Annotated in this window: 19 protein-coding genes and 1 other RNA gene; 6 read left to right on the top strand and 14 right to left on the bottom strand. The window is 36.4% G+C overall.

Translation table 11 applies throughout. The features are described 5' to 3' along the window. Position 1 precedes the first annotated feature (1 nt). The 9 genes from CGC57_RS09560 to CGC57_RS09515 all read right to left on the bottom strand — a co-directional run bounded on the left by CGC57_RS09560 (position 2) and on the right by CGC57_RS09515 (position 8111). Complete coding sequence (locus CGC57_RS09560) at positions 2-973, bottom strand: hypothetical protein (RefSeq protein ID WP_095898942.1); 972 nt, start codon at positions 971-973, stop codon at positions 2-4. After that, complete coding sequence (locus tag CGC57_RS09555) at positions 966-2207, bottom strand: ABC transporter permease (protein ID WP_095898941.1); 1242 nt, start codon at positions 2205-2207, stop codon at positions 966-968. Before CGC57_RS09555 ends, CGC57_RS09560 begins: the two co-directional genes overlap by 8 nt. A 112-nt stretch (positions 2208-2319) precedes the next feature. Further along, positions 2320-2722, bottom strand: a transfer-messenger RNA (tmRNA) gene (ssrA, locus tag CGC57_RS09550). A 154-nt stretch (positions 2723-2876) separates the two neighbouring features. Continuing rightward, positions 2877-3710: a universal stress protein gene (locus tag CGC57_RS09545; RefSeq protein WP_095898940.1), complete on the bottom strand. Its 834-nt coding sequence runs from the start codon at positions 3708-3710 to the stop codon at positions 2877-2879. A 33-nt stretch (positions 3711-3743) separates the two neighbouring features. Continuing rightward, positions 3744-4601, bottom strand: a complete 858-nt coding sequence (locus tag CGC57_RS09540) for a hypothetical protein (protein ID WP_002679497.1) — start codon at positions 4599-4601, stop codon at positions 3744-3746. 4 nt (positions 4602-4605) lie between these two features. Continuing rightward, a complete protein-coding gene (locus CGC57_RS09535; RefSeq protein ID WP_095898939.1) occupies positions 4606-5427 on the bottom strand; it encodes a hypothetical protein in 822 nt (273 codons plus the stop codon). A 4-nt stretch (positions 5428-5431) separates the two neighbouring features. Continuing rightward, entirely contained in the window at positions 5432-6316 is an 885-nt protein-coding gene (locus tag CGC57_RS09530; protein WP_002679488.1) for a hypothetical protein, read from the bottom strand. A 4-nt stretch (positions 6317-6320) separates the two neighbouring features. Continuing rightward, on the bottom strand, positions 6321-7193 hold the full coding sequence (locus tag CGC57_RS09525; protein WP_095898938.1) for a hypothetical protein: 873 nt from the start codon (positions 7191-7193) through the stop codon (positions 6321-6323). 471 nt (positions 7194-7664) lie between these two features. Then, positions 7665-8111 carry a hypothetical protein gene (locus CGC57_RS09515; protein ID WP_095898936.1) on the bottom strand — a complete coding sequence of 149 codons (447 nt, stop codon included), beginning with the start codon at positions 8109-8111 and terminating at the stop codon, positions 7665-7667. 230 nt (positions 8112-8341) lie between these two features. On the opposite strand from CGC57_RS09515, the gene rimP reads away from it, so the two are divergent. From rimP to CGC57_RS09495, 4 genes are all read left to right on the top strand, one after another. Next, positions 8342-8809 (top strand): ribosome assembly cofactor RimP, encoded by a 468-nt coding sequence (gene rimP, locus CGC57_RS09510; protein WP_002679480.1) that lies wholly within the window; start codon positions 8342-8344, stop codon positions 8807-8809. 10 nt (positions 8810-8819) lie between these two features. Next, on the top strand, positions 8820-10052 hold the full coding sequence (gene nusA / locus CGC57_RS09505) for a transcription termination factor NusA (RefSeq protein WP_002679495.1): 1233 nt from the start codon (positions 8820-8822) through the stop codon (positions 10050-10052). Positions 10053-10138: 86 nt separating this feature from the next. After that, positions 10139-12991: a translation initiation factor IF-2 gene (gene infB / locus CGC57_RS09500; RefSeq protein ID WP_095898935.1), complete on the top strand. Its 2853-nt coding sequence runs from the start codon at positions 10139-10141 to the stop codon at positions 12989-12991. Between the two features lie 92 nt (positions 12992-13083). Further along, complete coding sequence (locus CGC57_RS09495; protein WP_095898934.1) at positions 13084-14013, top strand: Abi family protein; 930 nt, start codon at positions 13084-13086, stop codon at positions 14011-14013. 131 nt (positions 14014-14144) lie between these two features. Here the strand turns inward: CGC57_RS09495 and CGC57_RS09490 are convergent, their stop codons facing one another. Both CGC57_RS09490 and tamL read right to left on the bottom strand, forming a co-directional pair. After that, positions 14145-14849 carry a LytR/AlgR family response regulator transcription factor gene (locus CGC57_RS09490; protein WP_095898933.1) on the bottom strand — a complete coding sequence of 235 codons (705 nt, stop codon included), beginning with the start codon at positions 14847-14849 and terminating at the stop codon, positions 14145-14147. Positions 14850-14855: 6 nt separating this feature from the next. Continuing rightward, positions 14856-17432, bottom strand: a complete 2577-nt coding sequence (gene tamL / locus CGC57_RS09485) for a translocation and assembly module lipoprotein TamL (protein WP_095899496.1) — start codon at positions 17430-17432, stop codon at positions 14856-14858. A 41-nt stretch (positions 17433-17473) separates the two neighbouring features. On the opposite strand from tamL, the gene CGC57_RS09480 reads away from it, so the two are divergent. Further along, positions 17474-18202, top strand: a complete 729-nt coding sequence (locus CGC57_RS09480; protein ID WP_095898932.1) for an RNA methyltransferase — start codon at positions 17474-17476, stop codon at positions 18200-18202. A 33-nt stretch (positions 18203-18235) separates the two neighbouring features. Continuing rightward, positions 18236-19327 carry a DUF6688 domain-containing protein gene (locus CGC57_RS09475; RefSeq protein ID WP_095898931.1) on the top strand — a complete coding sequence of 364 codons (1092 nt, stop codon included), beginning with the start codon at positions 18236-18238 and terminating at the stop codon, positions 19325-19327. Between the two features lie 422 nt (positions 19328-19749). On the opposite strand, the gene CGC57_RS09470 is transcribed toward CGC57_RS09475, so the two are convergent. From CGC57_RS09470 to CGC57_RS09460, 3 genes are all read right to left on the bottom strand, one after another. Next, positions 19750-20538, bottom strand: a complete 789-nt coding sequence (locus tag CGC57_RS09470; RefSeq protein ID WP_095898930.1) for a hypothetical protein — start codon at positions 20536-20538, stop codon at positions 19750-19752. A 44-nt stretch (positions 20539-20582) separates the two neighbouring features. Further along, positions 20583-21263: a hypothetical protein gene (locus CGC57_RS09465; protein WP_095898929.1), complete on the bottom strand. Its 681-nt coding sequence runs from the start codon at positions 21261-21263 to the stop codon at positions 20583-20585. A gap of 107 nt (positions 21264-21370) precedes the next feature. Further along, positions 21371-21694: a hypothetical protein gene (locus CGC57_RS09460; protein WP_126371674.1), complete on the bottom strand. Its 324-nt coding sequence runs from the start codon at positions 21692-21694 to the stop codon at positions 21371-21373. Positions 21695-21787 lie beyond the last annotated feature (93 nt).

Below are 21787 nucleotides of genomic sequence, written 5' to 3'. Positions count from 1 at the left end.
ATCAATACACTTTAAATTCTGTTTCGCCTTGAGGGATATGTAATAAGTAATCCAATTCAGCTCCTACCCATTTTCCTTCTCTTTTAAACTTACACAACAATGCAGAAGCTCCTCGAAAACCTTTGTCTTTCTTTTTGCTTTTTAAGCCCACTAATCTACCCTCTCCATAAAAAACTAACTCATAATTTTCTAATGGAAAGAATTCTAAATTATCAGCACCTGCAATGGAAATAAGTTCTTCCCATCCCTCTTGCACTTCTTCTTCATCAAAATATTGAGCAATAGCTTGGTCTTTCATTTTATTATATGAGAATTGAGCTATTTTGTCTAAATCACGCTCTTTAAATGATTTTTGAATCATTTGATAAGCTTGTAATACTTTTTGCTCCAAGAGCTTCTTATCAAAATTTCTTAAATCTTGACTATCTTTCCAGCCTTCTATTTTATAAGGCACATTGGGGAGCGTAAAGGCTACTGTTTGTTCAAAGTATTTTTTCCCTGCAAATTTAAAAAAGCCATTTTCGTCTTCTGGAGTATGATAGGTAAATATTTTGTCTTGTTGTTTTTCTATTGAGAATCTATCAGTATTCTCATACGAATTTACTTTTAAATCTAATCCAGCTTGCAGATTCAACTTATTAACACTATCTTTTGGGTAGAGAATTATTTTTAATTGATTATTTTTTGAAAGAAGAAAAGGATTAATTCTTTCAGATGTTTTAAAAGACTCATTATTAAAGCTTTTAACAACTTTGAAATCATTAATGTAAATCTCAAAATTGCATACCCCATTAAAGTAATGCATCACATATTGGGGTTCAGATGGATAGTGTTTTACTTGTTTTGCAATCTCTTCAACGAGATTATCAGCGGTGATGTTTGGATTTTGATTTACGGGGGTGGGTTGTGAGCAGCTTTGGAAAGTTAGCAAAGCTACGCAAGCTAAAACGATGTTATGTACTATTTTATTCATATCTCAATGCTTCAACGGGGTCTAATTTTGAGGCTTTCATCGCGGGGTACAAGCCAGAAATTACAGATACTACTACTGCAATAATAATGGCTATTGCTATCACGCCCCAAGGAATAGTAAATTGGAATTTTACGGCTTTGGCTATCACAAATCCTAAACTGATACCTAATATAATACCAGCAATAGCTCCCATTTGTGCAATAAGCAAAGTTTCGGTGAAGAACTGTAAGGTTATGGATTTGCGTTTTGCTCCTAATGCTTTGCGAATGCCTATTTCCTTGGTACGTTCGGTTACTGAAACGAGCATAATATTCAGCAAGGCTATGGATGAACCTAAAATAGTGATGAGCCCAATTACAAAACCTGCAATAGTGAGTGTGCCTGTGATATTACCTATACGTTGCAAAAGGTCGTCGCTGCGTTCTATACCAAAATTATTCTCTTGTAAAGGCGCTAACTGACGAAGATTGCGCATCACGACGATAGCATCATCTACCAATCCGTCGAGTTGATCTTTACTTTGGGCGCTTATTTTTAATTGGAAGTTGGGATTATCTACAGGAAAAGCGGCACGTGCAATATTTAAGGGAATGAACACTTGAAAATTTTCGTAGTTGCCAAAAGAAGAACTCTGCTCTTTGAGTACCCCTATTACTTTGAATTTATAACCGCGTATAGAAATAGTTTTTCCGATAGGATTTATATCTTTGAAGAGAGTTTTCTTAAAATCGGGACCTATGACACATACTTTGCTGTTGTTTTGGATATCAAAATCACTAAAATCACGTCCTTCCCCTATTTCTAATCCTGAATTACTGATATAGTACTCATCTACCCCTATTACTGCCGCTAACGGGTCGGTTTTTTTATTTTCGTACTTCACTTCGGCTGCTGAAGCGACATTTATAGAAATACTTGTTTTGGCAAACGGACTATTGAACTGTTCTTTGAAAGCAGTTGCCTCTTGATAAGTGATATAAGGATGAGGTTTTTGGGTAGTTCCGCTACCTTCAGCACGCTGAGTATACTGATAACGAGTTATAGAAAAGGTATTTGCTCCCATAGAAGAGAAGTTACCTTCGAGGGTATTGCGCAAAGCGGTAATCACACTGAGGATGCCCACCAATGCAGTAATACCAATAGCGATAATGAGCACGGTGAGAATAGTGCGCAATAGCTGTCCGCGAATGCTGTCGAGAGCTATTTTGATATTTTCACGAATTACGATCCACACGGTATGATTAGCAAATTAGAAAATTAGCAAATGATTTAAAAAAACAGAAAAAGGCAATCAATAACCTATCAACTTTTAATTGTTACGTGTTACCTATTGCCTGTTACTTGTTTAGTGGAGTCGGAGAGAATCGAACTCTCGTCCAAATAAGTCATCAAAGAGCTTTCTACATACTTAGTACTCGTTTGATTTTCATCGCAAAACTGACCGAGTACCGCCCATTTTGCGCTTAGCTTCCTAAAATTAAGAACCCTTAGCAGAAGCGTACCGCAGGTTCAATGTTGACTTTTATGGTGCCTCTGTACGAAACGCCGTCAACAAGGGCTTTTCAGAGACATCTCGCTTCCCTACCTTGTAGAGACTTAGCCAGCAATCTTACTAAACTTCAGATTAGGCAGCAAGAGCGTAGTTATTCTCGCCATTTAAAATTTTGAAATAGAGATTAACGAGCATTCATTTCACAGCTCGGTATGCTTACTGTTCAATGTCACTTACTGTCAAAACCGGTCGACCCCAAGTGTTCATTTATGTAATTCGGGGCAAAGATACAAATAATTTACAAATTAGCAAATTTGCCGATTGGTAAATTTGTAGACACAAAAAAAACTTTGCCAAAGATGCAAGCTACATAAGCAGGAAACTTTGGCAAAGTCCATACTACAAAAACTACTATTTCTCTTTCTCTACCCTAATAGTAAGTACCGGAGTATTAGAGTGATTTACGAGGTCGCTACTAATACTGCCGTTGAAGAAATGAGCGATACCTTTGCGTCCGTTAGGGAACATACAGATAAGGTCTATTTTATTATCTTTCACGTAGTTGAGAATACCTGTTTCTACACGAATATCGTTGTACACGTGAGTTTCGTAATGCTGACGCACGTGCTCAGCTTCTTTAAGAAACTCTTCCATACGGTGGTTGATTTCGTGAGTGGTAAGGAACTGATAAGGCGTATTCACATATACCAAATCTACTTTAGCACCAAAGAGTTTGGCTAATTTCAACGCTTTTTCAAAAGGTTTTAAAAATCGTTTAGAGAAGTCGCAACCAAACATTATATGTTTGATTTTGAGTTTTTCGTGTGGATTTTTAATTACTAATACAGGTACAGAGGCAGAGCGAATCACTTTTTCGGCATTAGAACCGATGAATAATTCTTTTGCTCCTGAAGCACCGTTAGATCCCATAAACACAAGGTCGATATGGTGTTTTTTCACAACATCTTCTACGGCATCGGGCAGAGGCGATGTTTCTACCAAATCGAAGATTTCTACATCGGTATTGAGAGTTTGACGGAGATCGTTAAAGCGCTGTTTGGTGAGGTTGAGAAAATACATAGCCTCGGGCACAGATACTTGACTCTCGGTCATTAAACGCACTGGCAATTCTATAGCGTGCAACAAATAGATTTTAGCTTTGTGTTTCTTAGCCAATTCTATTGCTACGTGAAGAGAAGCGATAGACTTCTCAGAAAAATCGGTGGTTACTAAGATGTTTTTCATAAGACTTTATTTTTTTTAGTTATTAATTAAATTTTATGTGTTAGGAATAATTTTATCATTCTCGAATTTCAGACTATATGTTTTTTTATTACCTTCATTATCTTCAAAGAAAATCTCGAATTTTTCGCGAGCTTCTATTATAGGCACTACATCTTCATCGCTGAAAGGAAGTATATAGGTATACTTAGCTATAACCTGCTTATTGTTCATTCTAAAAAGGGTAAGAGTGTTCTTGTTTTTTATAGCATAGAACGTATCATTTTCCCAATAATTACTTTGCCCCCACCCTGCTACTTTACCTAATAGCTGCCACTCTTTATTGTAAGCCAATCGCGGTCTATCGGTTCTAGAATAAATTTGAACAAAGAAACCTAAGTCTCCTTCTTTACTAATACCATATAGTTTTTCAAGAGATACTTCATAGATTTTATCATTGGAAAAGACAAATTTTTTGTGATAATATCTATCTTTATCTTCTCTAAATCCTTGTGGTTCTACCAAAGGTTGTTGTGCAACTATACGACCTACTCGCACCTCATTATCTCTATAGAAATTTAGTTTTAGTTCCTCGGTATTGAAGTTACGTCCATCTATAATCACTTTTTCAGGAAGTGTTTCTTGATGTTGCGCTATAATCTTCTTGTTTCTAATCAAATAAAAATAGAAAGTATTTTTATATTTACCTATAGTATAAGTATTTTCAGGATCGGGATAGCCTGATTCTTGACCTTGTATTTCTACCTCTTGAGGAATACCTAATTCTTTTTTAAATTCTTGAAAGGGGTCATTTTTATCAGTTATTTCTTCCTTAGGTTTGGAGGGTTCTTCCTCTTTTAGATGACAAGCTATAAAGGGGAATAGAAATATAGTGTATATTAGTATTTTTCTCATTGTTTCAATTATTTTTTTCTACAAGTTGTTCATTTTTGAGCACTAATATATAATTTTTCAGATGTCCATCCTTATCTCTAAAAATGATTGTTTTATTAGTGTTAGAAAACTCGGGGATAATTTCTTCTTTAGGAGAAAATGGTAGTTTTTTAGTATATTTAGCTATCACCCGCTGTCCTTCAACTCTAAAAAGTACTACTTCATTCTGTATATCAACTACAAAGTAATCCCAACCGTTTCTACTATCATTTTCAATTTGTGTATATGGATAGAAGAGACCTACATACGACCATTGAGGATCGTAGTAACGATATGGATCACTAGTAAGTCCAGGTGAACTTACAAGGTATCCCATTCCTTCATAAGCCTTAATAGTATTGATATTATCCACTTCTATAGCTGATATCTTATCACTTCCCATTACAAGATGCTCTTTGTAACAAGCCGGTTCAGAAATTCTAAATCCAGGTGACTCCACTTTAGGATAGTCTACTTTTAAAGATGCTAGCACTACACTACCACAATGGCTTACTACTATTTTTGCTTCATTGAAATCAAACCATTTTTCTCGTATTTTCAGTTTCTGGGGCATCGTTTTTTCTCCTTGTGCGATGATTTTCCCTTTTTTAACAGTATAACAACAGAGAGTAGTTTTTCCTTTTACTCCAGCAACATACGTCATATAAGGATGGTAATAATCAGTATATTCAGCTTTTATCACCATATTTTGTTGCTTGGAGTTATTTTTCTCTACCTTAGAAGTAGCCTCTTCTTTTGTACAAGCTATCATTACTATTAAAACCAAATAGGTTACAAGTATTCTCATAGTATTATATATTAACCAAAATTAATTCTTTCCCTGTGAATTTGAAATAGTAATTCTTTTGATGACTAATATTGTCTTCTTTATAGAAATATATTTGGACAATATCTTTTTCTACTTTTAAGCTAGGATAATAACCTGTTATTAGTTCGGGGAGAACTCCTACGTATTTCTTTACAAAAGCATTACCTTGATATTCCAAGAGAAGTATCTCATGTTCATTTTTTAGGACAGCATATTTTTTATTAATATGATAACAATCATAGGTATAGATTTGCATAGGTATTTCACCCCAGAAATCCCAATTAGCATCATACAGCAATTGTTTATCCCTATTTCCTTCTATAGTTACAAAATACCCTAAGCCTTCTTGGTATTTTATGGAGGCTACTTTATAAGGGATATCTACTACTTTTACATTTTCGTCGTTTAAGATAACCTTTTTGTTGTATAGTTCATATTCAAAATCGCCGTCATCTTCGAACTGTACCTTTATAGTTACTACGCTCACATATCCATTGACATACACAAAAGTGGGTTGCAAGCGTTTTGTATCCATTTGGGCTACTTTTTCACCTCTAAACGTTAAACTATCGGGAAGAATTTCTATGTGTTTAGAAAGCACTTTATAGGTTTGAGAATCATATTTATAAAAATAAAACGTATTATTGTGTTTCGCAAGCACATCGGAAGGAAAACCTATTCGAGGAATTGTTTGCTCTATTATCTCAGCTTCTATAGGAATATTAAGTTTTTCCTTTAACAATTCATCTTTTGTCTTTTCTTTTTTAGGTTCTTCTTTTTCTCCAATAATATCATTATTGTCCTTGGTATTACACCCTGAGAGTGCCAATATAGAAAATCCTACAATAAGTATATATATTTTTTTCATAGCATTATGTATTGACTAACATTAGTTCCTCTCCAGTAAATTTGAAATAGTAATTCTTTTTATTACCATTTTTATAAAGATAGATTAAAATTTCGTTCTTTTCAAATTTTATTTCAGCAATACAATCAGTTTTCTCAGGAAGTTCTGCAGTGTATTTTTTTACTAATTTATTATTTTTAAATTCAAAGAAGATTACTTCCTTATCATTATTCAATACAGCAAATGATTTTTTACCAGAATAGGGATATTTATGAAAATACAAAGGCACTTTTCCCCACAAATTCCAATTGGTATCGTATAATAGTCGCGATTGATAATTATCTGCCATAGTAATAAAACAACCTATTCCTTCCATATATTCTATTCCTTGTATTTCATAAGGAATATCTACTACTTTTACGACTTCATCACTTAAAACAAACTTTTTTGAATAATATTCATACTGAAAGCTGGTATAAGAAGGATTTTCTACAATAGCAAATGATACTCTAATACCTCCGATTGCAATGTTATTTTTTTGATATAGAATAGGTTCTATACGCTGTGTATTTATCTGACCTACTTTTTCACCTCTAAATTCTATATCTTCAGGAAGTGTTTCAATATGTTTAGCAAGAACTTTGTAATCACCATCATATTTATAGAAGTAAAAAGTTTTTTTATTTTTAGCAAGTAGATAAGATGGATAGCCCACTACACCAAAAGTTTCATACGTTATTTGAGCTTCAGCAGGAATACCAAGTTTCTCTTTTATAAACTCTTCTCTAGTTTTTTCTTTTTTAGGGTCTTCGTGAGAATTACCAGGTTCTTCTTTAGCATTGCATCCCAAAAGAACTAACATAAAAACTCCTATCACTATGTTAAGTATATATTTCATTTTTATATATTTTATTCATTTTGATGAGGCAAATGTACGACTTTTATTTTTTATTTACAAGAAAAAAGTTTCTTTTCTTTTCATTTTATTTACAAATCCTTGTGAAATCAGCCTTTTATTATGTTAATTTCCTAAAGTTTATTTTGTTGCATTGCTCAAAATATAGTATATAAAACTATAAAAAACTACATTCAACAACAAAAAGAAATAAGTAATTTTTACAATTTTAAATATTTTATAATGAGACTTTTGTATTAACCTCAAGACCGTTTGATATATGAGAAATATAGGTGACACTATAAAAGCAGTAAAAAATATAGCTCCCCCTATTATTTCAACCGCATTATTATACCTAAAATCATCACTCGTATGCAAAAAATTATTAAACAACATCTCCCAAAATACAAGAGGGTTGATCATCACACAAATCAAACACCAAATACCTAACAATAAAGTTACATTTCTCATTTCTTATTCATTCTTGATAGCACATTCTATCCATATAAAATAAAAGTTATTATCCTTTTTTTCAAACCAATAAATCCTCAAAAGATCATCATCCTTACCTTCATATTCCTTAAAAACAAGACCATAAAGTTTATGCTCTGTTTCTGGCGTAGTTTTATAATCCATAGCTGGATAATAGAACAACTTAAAATCTTTTTCTTTGAGTTTTCTCTCGAAAAACTCATCAAAAATAGCACTAAACGCCTTCTTTACTTTTGCCCTGCTATAGGTAGTAGAGTGATGCATATCTATGGAAGGAATGCAATCAACTGTTACTCTTTTGTCTATCTTAAAACTTTTATCTTTAAGCTGACTGAGCAACATAATAGAATCTTGCTGAGAAAAGCTATTTTCTTGCGCCAAAACAAGAGTACTAATGAATAATGATAATATCAAAAAATATACTTTCATACTTTTAATTTCATTATTCTACTTTTAGCTAAAAAGTAGTGATTTCTCCTTAAAAAAACTTAAATTGGAACAGCCCGAGAGATTAAAATAACAGCCCCAAAACTACCACCTATTTATCTAATTTCCAAAACTTTTTTTACTTTTTTTCTTGTTATTTAGAAAAATCGTTGTATCTTTGCCCCGAAAAACAACATCAGAGGGGACATTTAAGTCCCCTCTTTTTATAGAAAATGAATTTTAAAGACCAAGTTAAAGAGTTAGTAGACAAAGCTTTAAGCAATCACCCCGAACTCTTCCTCACCGATTTAACCGTGGGGACTGATAATACTATCCGCATCACTATCGATGGCGATAAAGGCGTATGTATAGATGATTGTATAGAACTCAGCCGTGCTGTAGAAGGTGCTTTAGATCGTGAAACTGTGGATTTCGCTTTAGAAGTAACCTCTTTTGGCGCTACCGAACCCTTTGTAATGGAACGCCAATACACTAAAAACGCTGGCAGAACTGTGCAAATCACTACCCTCGACGGCAAAACTCACGAGGGGGTACTCAAAGGATTGCAAGAAGGCAAAGCCGTTCTCGAAACGGAAACCCGCGAACCTAAACCCGTAGGCAAGGGAAAAATCACTGTAAAAAAAGAGCAGCTTTTTGCGCTCACCGATATAAAAGAAACTAAAGTAATCATTAAATTTTAATTGAACGTATATGAATAGTCTTGAATTAATCGAATCATTCTCGGAGTTTAAAGATGATAAACTCATCAACCGCGAAACCTTGATGGCTATTTTGGAAGAGGTTTTCCGCAACACCCTTAAAAAGAAATACGGCTCTGACGATAATTTCGATATCATCATCAACCCCGATAAAGGCGACCTACAAATCTTCCGCAACCGCGTGGTAGTGGAAGACGATGCGGTTACTAACGACAACCAGCAAATCGCCCTTTCGGCAGCTCGCAAAATCGAACCCGACTTTGAAGTAGGGGAAGACGTTTCTGAAGAAATTAAAATTAATGACTTAGGTCGTCGTGCCATTTTAGCATTACGCCAAAATCTTATCTCCAAAATCCACGAATACGATAGTATGACTATCTATCAACGTTTCAAAGACTTGATAGGTCAGCTATACGTTGCCGAAATCCACCACATTCGTCACAAAGCTATTATTCTGCTTGACGACGAAGGCAACGAAATCATTCTCCCTAAAGAAAAACAAATCCCATCCGACTTCTTCAAAAAAGGCGAACACGTGCGCGGAATTATTGAATCGGTAGAGCTTAAAAGCACTAAACCTACCATTATTATGTCGCGTACCTCTCCAGTGTTCTTAGAGCGCTTGTTTGAGCAAGAAATTCCAGAGATTGCCGATGGACTTATCACCATTAGCAAAGTAGTGCGCATCCCTGGTGAAAAAGCCAAAGTAGCTGTAGATTCATTTGATGAACGCATTGATGCAGTAGGGGCTTGCGTAGGTGTACGCGGAGCACGTATTCACGGCATTGTGCGCGAGTTAGGCAACGAGAATATCGATGTATTGCCTTTCACTAACAATCCGCAACTGCTCATCACTCGTGCTTTAGCACCTGCACGTGTATCATCAGTGATTATCAACGAAGAAGAAAAACGCGCCGATGTATATTTGGCTAACGAAGAAGTCTCTAAAGCTATTGGTAAATCAGGGTACAACATCCGTTTAGCAAGTCAGCTTTCAGGTTATGAAATCGATGTATATCGCGAAGGAGTAACCGAAGAAGATATTGAACTTACCGAGTTCAACGATGAAATTGAACAATGGGTAATTGAAGAGCTCCAAAAAGCAGGTCTTGATACCGCTAAAAGCGTACTTGAACTTTCAGCTGAAGAGCTAATGCAACGCACCGACCTTGAGGAAGAAACCGTAAACGAGGTGCTACAAGTACTTGCTGCCGAATTTGAGTAGCAGGTAATTTAGGTAAGAGGTAACAAAAAAGGGGAATTGACAATTATGTAATTGTCGATTGCTAATTGATAACTAAAAACATATATATGAGCGAGGGAAAAACAATAAGAATTAACAAAGTTTTAAAGGATTTAAATATCTCTTTGGCGACTGCAGTGGAAGAACTCAAAAAACACAAAAACATTGAAATTGAGGAGAGTTTGAACACTAAAATTACCGAAGAGGCTTTTGAGTTCCTTTCTAACAAATTTAAAGCCGACAAAAATAAGCGTGCGGTTTCTAAAGAAATTGTAGAAGATAAGCGCAAAGAGCGTGAAGCTATCCGTATGGAACAAGAGAAGGAAAACCAAGAAAAACGCAAGCAACAAGAACAGGAAGTAATTCGTGCCAAAGCTCAATTGGCAGGACTCAAACCTGTGGGCAAAATAGACCTTGATGGGGCTAAAAAAGAGGAAAAAACAATTCCTGCCGAAGCTCCTAAAACCGAGGTAGCAAGCACCCCTCCTACTCCTGTAGAGCCCGTAGTAGCAAAAGAAGTAGAAGTAACTCCTGCTGCCGAAGTTGTTAAAAACAACGAAAATAAAAATCATAACCACAAAGACCACAAAGAGATCAAAAAGAAAGAATCCCCCAAACCCGACGCTCAAAAAAATAAAACTGTTTATCAAAACCCTTTGATGCAAGCCATTACCCCGCCTAAGAAAAAGGAACAACACACTAAACACAAGGAAGAACCTACTCCTGAGATTTCTATTGGTGTGATTGAAACCCAATACCAAAAACTCACTGGGCCTAAAGTGGTAGGTGAGAAAATTGACCTTAGCCAATTCGAGAAAAAGAAGAAAAAACGCAAACGCAACCGTCATAAAGACAAAGAAAAAGAGGCTCAAACTACTAATAGTACTATTGGGGCTACTGCCGACAGCGAAAAACGCAAACGCAAACGCATTCGCAAAGATGAAGTGAATGTAACCAAAGGTGGCGACACTGCGAAAAAAGAAAAGAAAAACAAGATTATTACCAAAATAGAACCTACTGAAGAAGAGGTACAAAAACAAGTGCGCGAAACCCTCGAACGCTTGCAAGGAAAAGGTACCAAATCTAAAGGGGCTAAATACCGCAAAGAAAAACGCGAAACTCACCGCCAAAAAGCGGAACAAGAACTCGCAGAACAAGAACAACAAGAAAAAATCTTAAAAGTAACCGAGTTCGTTACCGTAAACGAATTAGCTACAATGATGGATGTGCCTATCAACAAGGTTATTGGTGCTTGTATGTCACTCGGCATTATGGTTACTATGAACCAGCGTCTTGATGCTGAAACCCTCTCTATCGTAGCCGATGAATTTGGTTATGAAGTGGAATTTGCAACTGCCAACATTGAGGAGGCTATCCATACTGAAGAAGATCAACCTGAAGATTTAGTGCCTCGTGCGCCTATCGTAACCGTAATGGGTCACGTAGACCACGGTAAAACATCACTCCTCGACTACATTCGTAAAGAAAATGTGATTGCAGGTGAAAGTGGTGGTATTACTCAGCACATTGGAGCTTACGGGGTGAAACTCGAAAGCGGTGAGCGCATTACATTCCTCGATACCCCTGGTCACGAAGCCTTTACCGCTATGCGTGCTCGTGGTACTAAAGTAACTGACATCGCTATCATTGTGGTAGCTGCCGATGACGATGTGATGCCACAAACTAAAGAGGCAATCAGTCACGCTCAAGCAGCTGGAGTGCCTATCATCTTTGCTATCAACAAGATTGACAAACCTAATGCTAACCCCGATAAAATTAAAGAACGCTTGGCTGGTATGAACCTACTTGTGGAAGAATGGGGTGGTAAAATACAATCACAGGACATCTCAGCTAAACAAGGTATTGGTGTTCCTGAACTATTGGAAAAAGTACTCTTAGAAGCTGAAATCCTCGAACTAAAAGCAAATCCTAACAAGCCTGCTGTAGGTACTGTAGTAGAAGCTGCTCTCGACAAAGGTCGTGGTTATGTATCTACTGTACTCGTAGAATCAGGAACTTTGCGCGTAGGTGATTATGTACTTGCAGGTACTAACTCGGGTAAAATACGCGCTATGCACGATGAGCGCGGTAGAAAGGTGAAAGAAGCAGGTCCTTCTACTCCTATCTCTATCTTAGGTCTCGACGGAGCCCCTCAAGCAGGTGATAAGTTCTATGTATTTGAAGACGAGAAAGAAGCTAAACAAATAGTAGCCAAACGCGCTCAGTTACAACGCGAACAATCGGTACGTACACAGCGCCACATCACCCTTGACGAGATTGGACGACGCATTGCCCTCGGCGATTTCAAACAGTTGAACATCATCCTGAAAGGAGACGTAGATGGCTCGGTAGAAGCGCTTACCGATTCATTCCAAAAACTCTCTACCGAAGAAATTCAAGTATCTATCATCCACAAAGGTGTGGGTGCTATCACCGAATCGGATGTATTGTTAGCTTCAGCCTCTGATGCGATTATCATCGGTTTCAACGTTCGCCCAATGACTAATGCACGTGCTTTGGCAGAAAAAGAATCTATTGATATCCGTACCTACTCTATCATCTACGACGCTATCAACGACTTAAAAGACGCGATGGAAGGTATGCTTTCACCAGTGTTCAAAGAAGAAGTTACTGGTACAGTAGAGATACGCGAACTCTTCAAGATTTCTAAAGTAGGAACCATTGCGGGCTGTATGGTAACTGATGGTAAAATTTATCGCAACTCTAAGATACGTCTATTGCGCGAGAATGTGGTGATTTATACCGGCGAACTTTCTTCACTCAAGCGTTTCAAAGACGACGTAAAAGAAGTGAGCAAAGGTTACGATTGCGGTTTGCAAATCAAAAACTACAACGATATTCACGAAGGTGATGTAATAGAAGCCTTCCAAGAAGTTGCCGTTAAAAAGACTCTTAAATAATTTTAAATAATTAAGTAACAGAACAAAAAAATATTTTTTTTGTTCTGTTATTCATTTTAATTAAGCCACGATATAATTAAACTTTAAAATTTATGGGAAGTATAGCTACTAATTATAAGGAGCAAATACAGAGACTACAAGAAAGAGGTATGTGCTTTGATTGGGATGAGAAGAAAGTAAAAGATGTACTCTTAGATATAGGATATTATAGATTAGGATTTTATTGGCATCCTTTTTCTATTGATAAAGAACACAATTTAGTTCCTGATACAAAATTTTCTGATGTAGTAGCTCTTTATTATTTGGATGTAGATTTGCGAAATATCTTAATGAGGTATATTAGCCGAATTGAAATAAATTTCAGAACTAAACTTATCTATTATGTCTCCAATAAATACAAAACCTCTCCTTTTTGGTTTGCCGATAGCAATGTGGTTAGTAGTATCTTTATTCAGGAGTTAGACAAATATTATAATTGTGATTTTATTGATAGAAATAAACCTATAAAAGCACATCACGAAAAATATTACAAGATTAACACTAAAAACAAAGAAGAATTGTTTGAAAATTATTTTTGTAATAAATATGAAGAAGGCAAATATGCTCCTGCTTGGAAAACCTTAGAATTCTTTTCTTTCGGCACTATCTTAAAAATATACAAGAACTTAATAGATAATGATATACGAGAAAGAATTTCTAAACTTTACAATGTTAATAACATTAATAAATTCATTAACTTTATGGAGACTATTGTTTTAATTAGAAATACTTGTGCTCATTCAGGAGTCCTATTTGACTTCAAAACTCCTAAGGGCATAGCTGCTATACCAGCTATCACTTTTGAAAATAGAGATAGACATTCATTAGCTTCTTGTATAAAAGTCATTTCATATATGTTAGAGCAAATTTCTGATAATAGAAAAAACGATATGATTAAAGCTATAGAAGATACTCTTTACAAATATAAAGAAAACCAAGTTATTAATAATGTTATACAAAATAAAATGAAAATATTCATTTAATTTTTTGGTAAGAATAAAAAAAATTGTAATTTTGCACTGAAAAACATAGTGCCCCGCCTGTCATAGCACAGTGCCCTGCACTCAAAAATAATATTAATAATGCTCAGGGATAACCTGAGCATTTACTTTTTTTATAACTTAATCTTCTCAAAAAATGATTCTTTGCAGTGCTCGGCAATGGTGATGCGCTGTTTGCCAAATACTACTTGGTTGCGCTCTACCACTTCCACTTTATCTAAGGCTACAATAAACGAGCGATGTACGCGCATAAATTGTTCAGGAGGTAAATCTTCTTCTAATTTCTTTAAACTCATCAGGGTGGTAATGGGGGGTGTATCGCCGATGAGGTATATTCTCACATAATCTTTTAGGCTTTCTATATAAAGAATATCGCTGTAGAGCACCTTCACTTGTTTGTAATCAGTTTTTACGAACATATAATCAGGTACTTCGGTAATTTGAGGGGCAGTAGTTCCAGCGATAAGCAAGGCTTTTTCTACTGTTTCCAAAAACTCGGAGTAATCAAAAGGTTTCAGTAAATAGCCTATCGCATTTACTTTATACCCTTCTAAGGCATACTGATCAAAAGCTGTAGTAAAGACGATTTTTGAAGCCGTGGGGAGCTTTTTGGAGAGTTGCAAACCGTTGAGTTCTGGCATCTGTATATCCATATAGATAAGCTCGGGGGCGGGGTTGCTATGCAGAAATTGCAATACATCTATGGCATTGCTAAACTTCCCTACAAGTTGCAAGGAAAGCGTTTTCTGCACATAACTCTCTAGGAGACAGAGCGCCATAGGTTCATCGTCTACTATAATACACGTAAGAGGTTGCATACTTTTTTAGAAAGGATAGTTAATACCAAAGTTAAACACTGTTTCCTTAATCTTAAACTTCTTTATCCAGCGACTACCTACTGGCTCAGCAGGGTCATAGGTAGGGATACCCATATCAAGGCGAATTACAAAAAAGTTGAAATCATAACGCAAACCTAAACCTGTACTCAAACCTACATCTTTTAGTGATGAAAGATCTTTGAATTTATACTTATCAAATCGAGTATCATCGGCTACATTCCAAATATTTCCTACATCGGTAAAGAGCGCTCCTTTGAGAGCTCCTAAGATAGGAAAACGATATTCCAAATTGAGTGTAATCTTCATATTGGCTTCGTTGTAATCCAAAATTGAACCACTTGCCCCAGGTCCTAAGCGGTAGGCTTTCCACCCGCGGTTATCGGTAGTACCTCCCGCAAAATAACTCTGTGAGAAGGGTATATTATCGGAATTACCATACGGAATTGCGACTCCTAAGAAAGAACGAAACGCCAAATAACTCTGTTTGCTAACAGGGAAGTGCTTGATAAAATCGACCTCAGCTTTGGCATATTGGGCGTATTCCACCCCAAAGAGTTTATTTTTAGTACTCCCATCACTATTCACTACCTTGTAGGTCGCTGCAATGGCATTGAGCAAACTGCCTGCTCCTTCTATTTTGAAGCGGAGTTGAGAGAAATTGCGGTCAAAAAACTGTGATTTGCTATTGATGATATACGTAAAACTACTTGCCACGATAAAGTCGTTGTTAGTAATACGGCGATAGCGTTCAGCGACTCCAAAAAGAGGCAAAATATCCTCATCCTGAATAGTTAAAGTCCCTTCAAATATATCATTAATAAAGTTAAAGGTACCTTCGGAGGGGGTAAGATTCCCTCGGCTATCCACATATCTACTGCCTAAGCTATACTTACGAGCAATATCATTGAGCCTTTCATACGTACTTTGGTAGATATTAAAAAAGTTACCAGGGTTGATATTGTTCACGTACTGTACGTTTATCAAATCGAAAATCACCTTATTCTTTTGGTTGCGGGGGTTCCACACATAGCGCAATAAGCCCGAAGTAGTGCGTTTGTCAAGCCCTATATTAGTTTGGTAACTCATCCCTCCTTGCAAAATAGTTTGAGGGGTCATATAGTACGGAATGAGCTTACGAGTATTCAGTGGAAAAACGATAGAGGGGAAAATGAGGCGGATATCACCACTCACCTCCGAAGTATTGAAAAATCGCGTATCTTTGAGTGTAGGCTGAGAGGCAAAAGTACCTTGGAAGTTCAGCTCTAAAGTTTCAGCCCCTCTAAACAAGTTGCGTGCTGCAAACGAAGTACCTATCCCAAAACCAATGGCTTCAATTTCCGAACGCTTAATCTCATTGGTAAGGCGCAGTGAAAATTTATCCATAGACGATAGGTAGATATTCGCATCGAGTTTGTTTTGCAAGGTATCATTGGCGGCGTATTTAAACTCCATATTGGGGTAGCGAAACACGCGTAAGTTATTGAACTGGCGATAAGTATTACCGCGCTCCATATCGGAGTAGACCGCCCCTTTTCGCAGCCCCGTAGCGTGGTACAGCACTCGCGGACGATAGCGGAGTTTATCCTTGTAGTAAATAAGCATATCGCGATACTGCAAAGAGTCCAAAGTACTCTTATCTACTTTGCTGTCGTAATCTGTGTAGAGGCGTATTTTATTGATGTGGTGTACTTTGTATTTTTTGGTAGTAATCACATCGCCATCGCGTTCTATAAGGTCGCCTATATCGGTGGTTACCTGTAGTTTAGTGTCTTTTTGGGCAGCAACCGTATCGCGCACAATTTGGAAGTTGATGGAACTCTGCTGAAAAGTGTAAAAACCATTATTGCGGAAGAGTTCATATAGGCGTGAACGCTCGTTGCTAAAATCGCTAAGCTGATAAGGCGCCCCCGATTTGAGGAAAGTTTTTGATTTGTGCAATTGGTAAACCGAATCAATTTCGGGGGAAGTGATTTTGGTTTTGAGGCTATCCAAATAGTAACGCTCGCCCGTGGTGATGTAGTAGCCTACTTTGGCTTGTTGTTTTTCTTCTTTAGGAAGAGGGAAAATGCTATCGGTTACTTTGTTGTTGAAATAACCTATACTGCGGAAGTACGCTCCCAATTGTTTGGTTGATTTATGCACACGGGCTGTATCGAGCACGGCAGGAGCTTCGCCTATGCGTTGCAATTGGTGGTCGATACCCGATACTAAAAACGATTTCTGGAGTCTGCCCACCTGTTTTTCAGACAAGAGTCCTTTGAGAAAACGATGCCAACGCGGGTGTGTATCAATCCATTGAGCGAAGTCTTTTTCGGCATTAGGATTGCCCAAATTGTAGATATACAAACTGATGGGCATTCCTAAAATATACGAATTAGGCTTTTGTAACACAAAATTGTTTATCTTTGCATCGTCGGTTTTAGTGCCATTCACATACACGAGATTTTCTCTGAGCAAATGGCGGTCTTTAGGCACACGCTTGGTAGCATCACACGCGCTGAGTGCAATGGTCAAGACGAGTAGTATACCGATAAGGCTTAGTGGGGAACGCGTATTTCTCACAAGTTTTTGTTTTTTAGGGCTCAAAAATACACAATTATTTTATGCTTAGCAAAAATCAACTCAAATTAATTCAGAAATTACAACAGAAGAAATACCGCAACGAGCTGAATCTCTTTATAGTAGAAGGAAAAAAGAGCATCGTGGAATTTCTGCAAGCAGGCTACCGATTAGAACTGCTCATCGCCACCGAAGTGTTTGCCGAAGCTCTTAGTCATCACGCTGTCACGCTGGTGAGCAAAGAGGAATTGAGGAAAGTGAGTGCCCTCAAAAACCCTGATGAGGGCTTGGCAATTTTTCAGCAACGCAAGCACAAGGGCATACTGCAAGAGGGGGTAATTCTCGCTTTGGACAACGTGCAAGACCCTGGTAATTTAGGGACACTGATACGCCTCTGCGACTGGTTTGGCATCGAAACTTTGCTCTGTAACACCCAAACCGTAGATTGCTATAACCCCAAAGTAGTGCAAGCCACTATGGGTTCACTTACCCGTGTAGCGGTGCATTACGTAGATTTAGCGGGATTTTTGGCTACTTGTAGTCTGCCCGTATATGTAATGGATTTAGAAGGTGAGCCCCTCTACACTACCGAATTTCCCGAAGATTGCATACTTATCTTAGGCAATGAAGCCAATGGGATAACCCCCGAAGTGCGCGCCTTAGCGAATAAGGCAATCACTATTCCGCGTTTTAGCAAACACCAACAAACAGAAAGCCTAAATGTAGCAATGGCAGGAGCGATTGTTTTAAGTAAGGTAAGAGGTAAGAAGTAAGAGATAAGAGGTAATAATTAACAAGTAAGAGTTATGATTTTATTATTGCCAATTTTAATATTAGTAGGTTTATGTTGCTACGGACTTATGAAGCAACAAGTTCCTTTGGCACAAAGTTTAACGATTTTGTGTTATATCTTCTTGTTTTTTCTCTTCCTCATAGGGGTAGCTATCGATGTACATCCTTATGATAAGGCTATTGACCCTATTGACAATGGTTATGAGTTCATCGCTAAACAATACAGCCTTATATATTTAGTATTTTTCTTACTATATCACATTGCTTTAGTGCTTCTTTGGTTTCGCAAATCAGCTTTGCCACCACTTATTTTAGCATTGGGATTGTGCGTGCTCTATATAGGGTTGTTTTTTAACGGGGTACTCATCTTGCAACTTTTAGGCTCACAAGAAGATGCTGAAATCTTAGCTTGCTTTCCTGCTTTCAGTCTGCTATTAGGTTTAGGCATCATCATTCGCACGCTCTACGATTTGCCTAAAAACCTATCTTTTAGTCCTTCTAAACACCAATGGCTCAATAAAATAAACGAAAAACTCTCTACCAAAAGCGCTCTGTTTTGCTCCTCGGTAATAGCTATATTGCCTGTGTTTGTACTCATTACCTTAATCCTGATGCTCTTTGGAGATGATTACGATGCTGTGAGCAAAGCACTGACCGAGACTACTACTTGGGGGTTCTCACAACACGACCACCCGCCGCATTTACCCCACCAAGGGCATTACCTTTGCACTGTGGCTGCCTGCGGGAGTCCGCAATTAGTAAAACCTTTGCGCTGGGGGATACGGGGCAAACAGCGCATTATCGTAAACCGACAGTTGCAGATTGCCAACGCTTTTGAAGAACTCATCGCCGACCTCTCTCCTACCCTACACCGCTTTATACGCAAGAACTACGACCGCTATGGCTACGACCTCTCCAAGAAAATCAAAAACCGCTGGGCTTCCAACCTCACTTATATACTGATGAAACCTTTAGAATGGGGATTCCTGCTTTGTTTATATATCTTTTGCTTACGACCAGAGGAGAAAATTAGGAGACAGTATTCTTTACAATTAACAATTAACAATGGACAGATAACAATGAAGAGGTTAGAGTATAGGGTGTAAAGATTTAATTATCAATTATTAAAATATAGTTGATAGAAATATTGCAAATAAAGAACAGCTAAAAAATTTGCGTATGTATTAAAAAAGTAGTATCTTTGCAACGCAAAACAGATTAAAATCATTTTGATGGTGAGTGACGAGACTTCGGGTCTCTATACGCACACACCCCCCGGGAGGCAAATTGATGGTAATTCAATTTGCCTCCTAGTTATTTTAGCCTATCTGTTTTATTAGTAATTGACAATTCGCCAATTTGTTTATTAGGAAAGTTAAGGCAATAAAGAACCACCGCTGAATGGATACGTGGCGGTGGTTTTTATTGGTTATCTCGTCTTTAAATACTCAATTTTGCTACTATGATAAAAAAGAGTTTTTTCATTAAGACAATGGTTAAAAATTAAAATGTTTGACACTTGTACAGTTTAATCTTCCATTTCAAAGAGAATTTCCAAAGATTGTAAAAAGCTGATAAAAGCGTCTAATTCCTCTGTAAGTTTTAGTTTTGTTGATTCATTTGCTAAGATAATAATATTCTTTCTCGGAATACCTAATCTATTGGCAAGTTCTTCTAAATCTATTCCTTCTCCTTTGCCTACGACATTAATAATAGGTAAGATTATATAATAGTCTTCAGAAGCAACCCCTGAAACCTCCATTTTCGCCTTAATTTTAGCTACAAGCTCATCAAGAGTGATTATGACAGGTAAATCAGTCTCTTTTCTACTAATATATCCAGAATTAAATAGCGGATACAACCATAGTTCCGTAAATAAATCAATAACAATAGTCCTCAGCTTCTGTTTTCTTTTAGAAATATTTTCATTCCCCTGAGCAACTTTTTTTTCAACTAACCTAATATCGTGAACAACACCATTTATATTTTTTTTAAAAAGAAGATTCCATCGATCTTTATTTAGCTGGCTACGTATGTACTTTGCTATGTAAAACTCTATAAGAGTTTGAGGGGGAGTAAATGTATAAGGGTTAGTCTCAAAAACTTCAGGTTCGTTATATTGGTCAGCGACTTCTGCACATTTTTCTAAAAGAGTAGAAAGGTCAATTATTATGTCTTGGTATACTTTTTTTACATAATCATCTATACCATTAAAAACTTGCGTATAACCCTCAGTTATACCTTTGGGTTCTGGAAACATTCTATTTATTCTTTCTTCAGATGTTTCTTTTGTTGTACTACTTATCAATGATGCCATTTTTTTATATATTTTAAGTTTAATATTTTTCTAATTTGTTATTTTTAATCAACTCTTACTATACAGTAATGAAAAGCTATTTTAGTTTCTTCATTTGCCACTTTGTCCCATTTCTCTATCTGGTAGTCTTTTGACAATGAAAATTCTGGGCACTTTTTTTTCGTCTTGCCATCTTTAAGAGTTAAAGTACCTATATGAGGCTTCTGAGCCTCCATAGTAAATTCTTCTGAAATACCTTTATCTCCCTTTGTATAAGTCTTATTATTCGTTAGAAATATACAAAGTCCACCTTTAACTTTCTCAAAACTTTCTTTTAGGAATTCTAAACGAGCTACATCTTTCCAAAAATCATATTTACTTATAGGTATGCGAGACTGGTCTTTTAATGAAACACAATTTATTTCCCCAAATCTCTCAAATTTTATAGTTGCTCTTTGAGTTTTATATTTGAGTTCTATAAGATAGAAAAGATCTTCTTTCTCTATCACAATATCAATGTTGATATTTTCTTTGTTAGCAAATGGATATTTCTTCTTATTCTTTTCAACTAAAAAGTTTAAAGGTACAACATACTCTAAGTGAACTTTATAACCTTTTATATGTGTTAGAAAAAGAGATAAACTCATTTGAAAATCCCATTCATTAAGGAATGCCTTACCTTCTTCTTTTAGTTCTTTATTCAAAAACTCTTTTATATCTTCTTCTATTCGGTATAAAATACTCATTTTAAATATGTTATTATAGTCTTTACTTTTTTAACAATCGTTAAATAAGGTAAAGAAAGGCACAAACTCTATTTTTTTTATAGTTTGTGCCTTTTTTAAAAAAGGAACTAATAATTACTAATAATTCCACCTGTTTTACTTCTCAATTGCATTTTAGAATTTTGAAAAGTAAGAAGAACATTATCTCCTTGAAAAACTGCTCTTATTACTTTTTGCGAAGCATTAGCATTAACTACTGAATACCTATGTCCTCCAGACTTTACAGCATAGATTTTTACATCTCCATTTTCGAAAAGAATAAGAACCTCTTCTTCATTGCTATTAAGACAAGCATCTACAGCTTTACCTATAGCACTTATACCACCACAGAGCCCTCCAGTTTGAGGGTTATAAAATTTTACTTTTCCATTGTTATCTATTTTTGTAATCATAGACATTTTTGTTTATTTTTGTTTTATGCTTACTCTATCAGGTTTTCAGCTTCCCCTATGTTGTACAGTTTAATATCATACAAAAAAATATGA

It is taken from the genome of Capnocytophaga sputigena (genome assembly GCF_002302495.1).
Classification (GTDB): Bacteria; Bacteroidota; Bacteroidia; order Flavobacteriales; family Flavobacteriaceae; genus Capnocytophaga; species Capnocytophaga sputigena.
This window is presented reverse-complemented; position numbering and strand designations above follow the sequence as displayed.

Excerpts from the sequence above, each read along its gene's own strand:
- CGC57_RS09515 (WP_095898936.1), bottom strand. The coding sequence starts at position 8,111 with ATGAAAGTATATTTTTTGATATTATCATTATTCATTAGTACTCTTGTT.
- CGC57_RS09495 (WP_095898934.1), top strand. The coding sequence starts at position 13,084 with ATGGGAAGTATAGCTACTAATTATAAGGAGCAAATACAGAGACTACAA.
- CGC57_RS09480 (WP_095898932.1), top strand. The coding sequence starts at position 17,474 with ATGCTTAGCAAAAATCAACTCAAATTAATTCAGAAATTACAACAGAAG.
- rimP (WP_002679480.1), top strand. The coding sequence starts at position 8,342 with ATGAATTTTAAAGACCAAGTTAAAGAGTTAGTAGACAAAGCTTTAAGC.
- CGC57_RS09525 (WP_095898938.1), bottom strand. The coding sequence starts at position 7,193 with ATGAAATATATACTTAACATAGTGATAGGAGTTTTTATGTTAGTTCTT.
- CGC57_RS09535 (WP_095898939.1), bottom strand. The coding sequence starts at position 5,427 with ATGAGAATACTTGTAACCTATTTGGTTTTAATAGTAATGATAGCTTGT.
- CGC57_RS09460 (WP_126371674.1), bottom strand. The coding sequence starts at position 21,694 with ATGATTACAAAAATAGATAACAATGGAAAAGTAAAATTTTATAACCCT.
- CGC57_RS09465 (WP_095898929.1), bottom strand. The coding sequence starts at position 21,263 with ATGAGTATTTTATACCGAATAGAAGAAGATATAAAAGAGTTTTTGAAT.
- CGC57_RS09470 (WP_095898930.1), bottom strand. The coding sequence starts at position 20,538 with ATGGCATCATTGATAAGTAGTACAACAAAAGAAACATCTGAAGAAAGA.
- nusA (WP_002679495.1), top strand. The coding sequence starts at position 8,820 with ATGAATAGTCTTGAATTAATCGAATCATTCTCGGAGTTTAAAGATGAT.
- CGC57_RS09490 (WP_095898933.1), bottom strand. The coding sequence starts at position 14,849 with ATGCAACCTCTTACGTGTATTATAGTAGACGATGAACCTATGGCGCTC.
- CGC57_RS09540 (WP_002679497.1), bottom strand. The coding sequence starts at position 4,601 with ATGAGAAAAATACTAATATACACTATATTTCTATTCCCCTTTATAGCT.
- CGC57_RS09475 (WP_095898931.1), top strand. The coding sequence starts at position 18,236 with ATGATTTTATTATTGCCAATTTTAATATTAGTAGGTTTATGTTGCTAC.
- CGC57_RS09530 (WP_002679488.1), bottom strand. The coding sequence starts at position 6,316 with ATGAAAAAAATATATATACTTATTGTAGGATTTTCTATATTGGCACTC.
- CGC57_RS09545 (WP_095898940.1), bottom strand. The coding sequence starts at position 3,710 with ATGAAAAACATCTTAGTAACCACCGATTTTTCTGAGAAGTCTATCGCT.
- CGC57_RS09560 (WP_095898942.1), bottom strand. The coding sequence starts at position 973 with ATGAATAAAATAGTACATAACATCGTTTTAGCTTGCGTAGCTTTGCTA.
- infB (WP_095898935.1), top strand. The coding sequence starts at position 10,139 with ATGAGCGAGGGAAAAACAATAAGAATTAACAAAGTTTTAAAGGATTTA.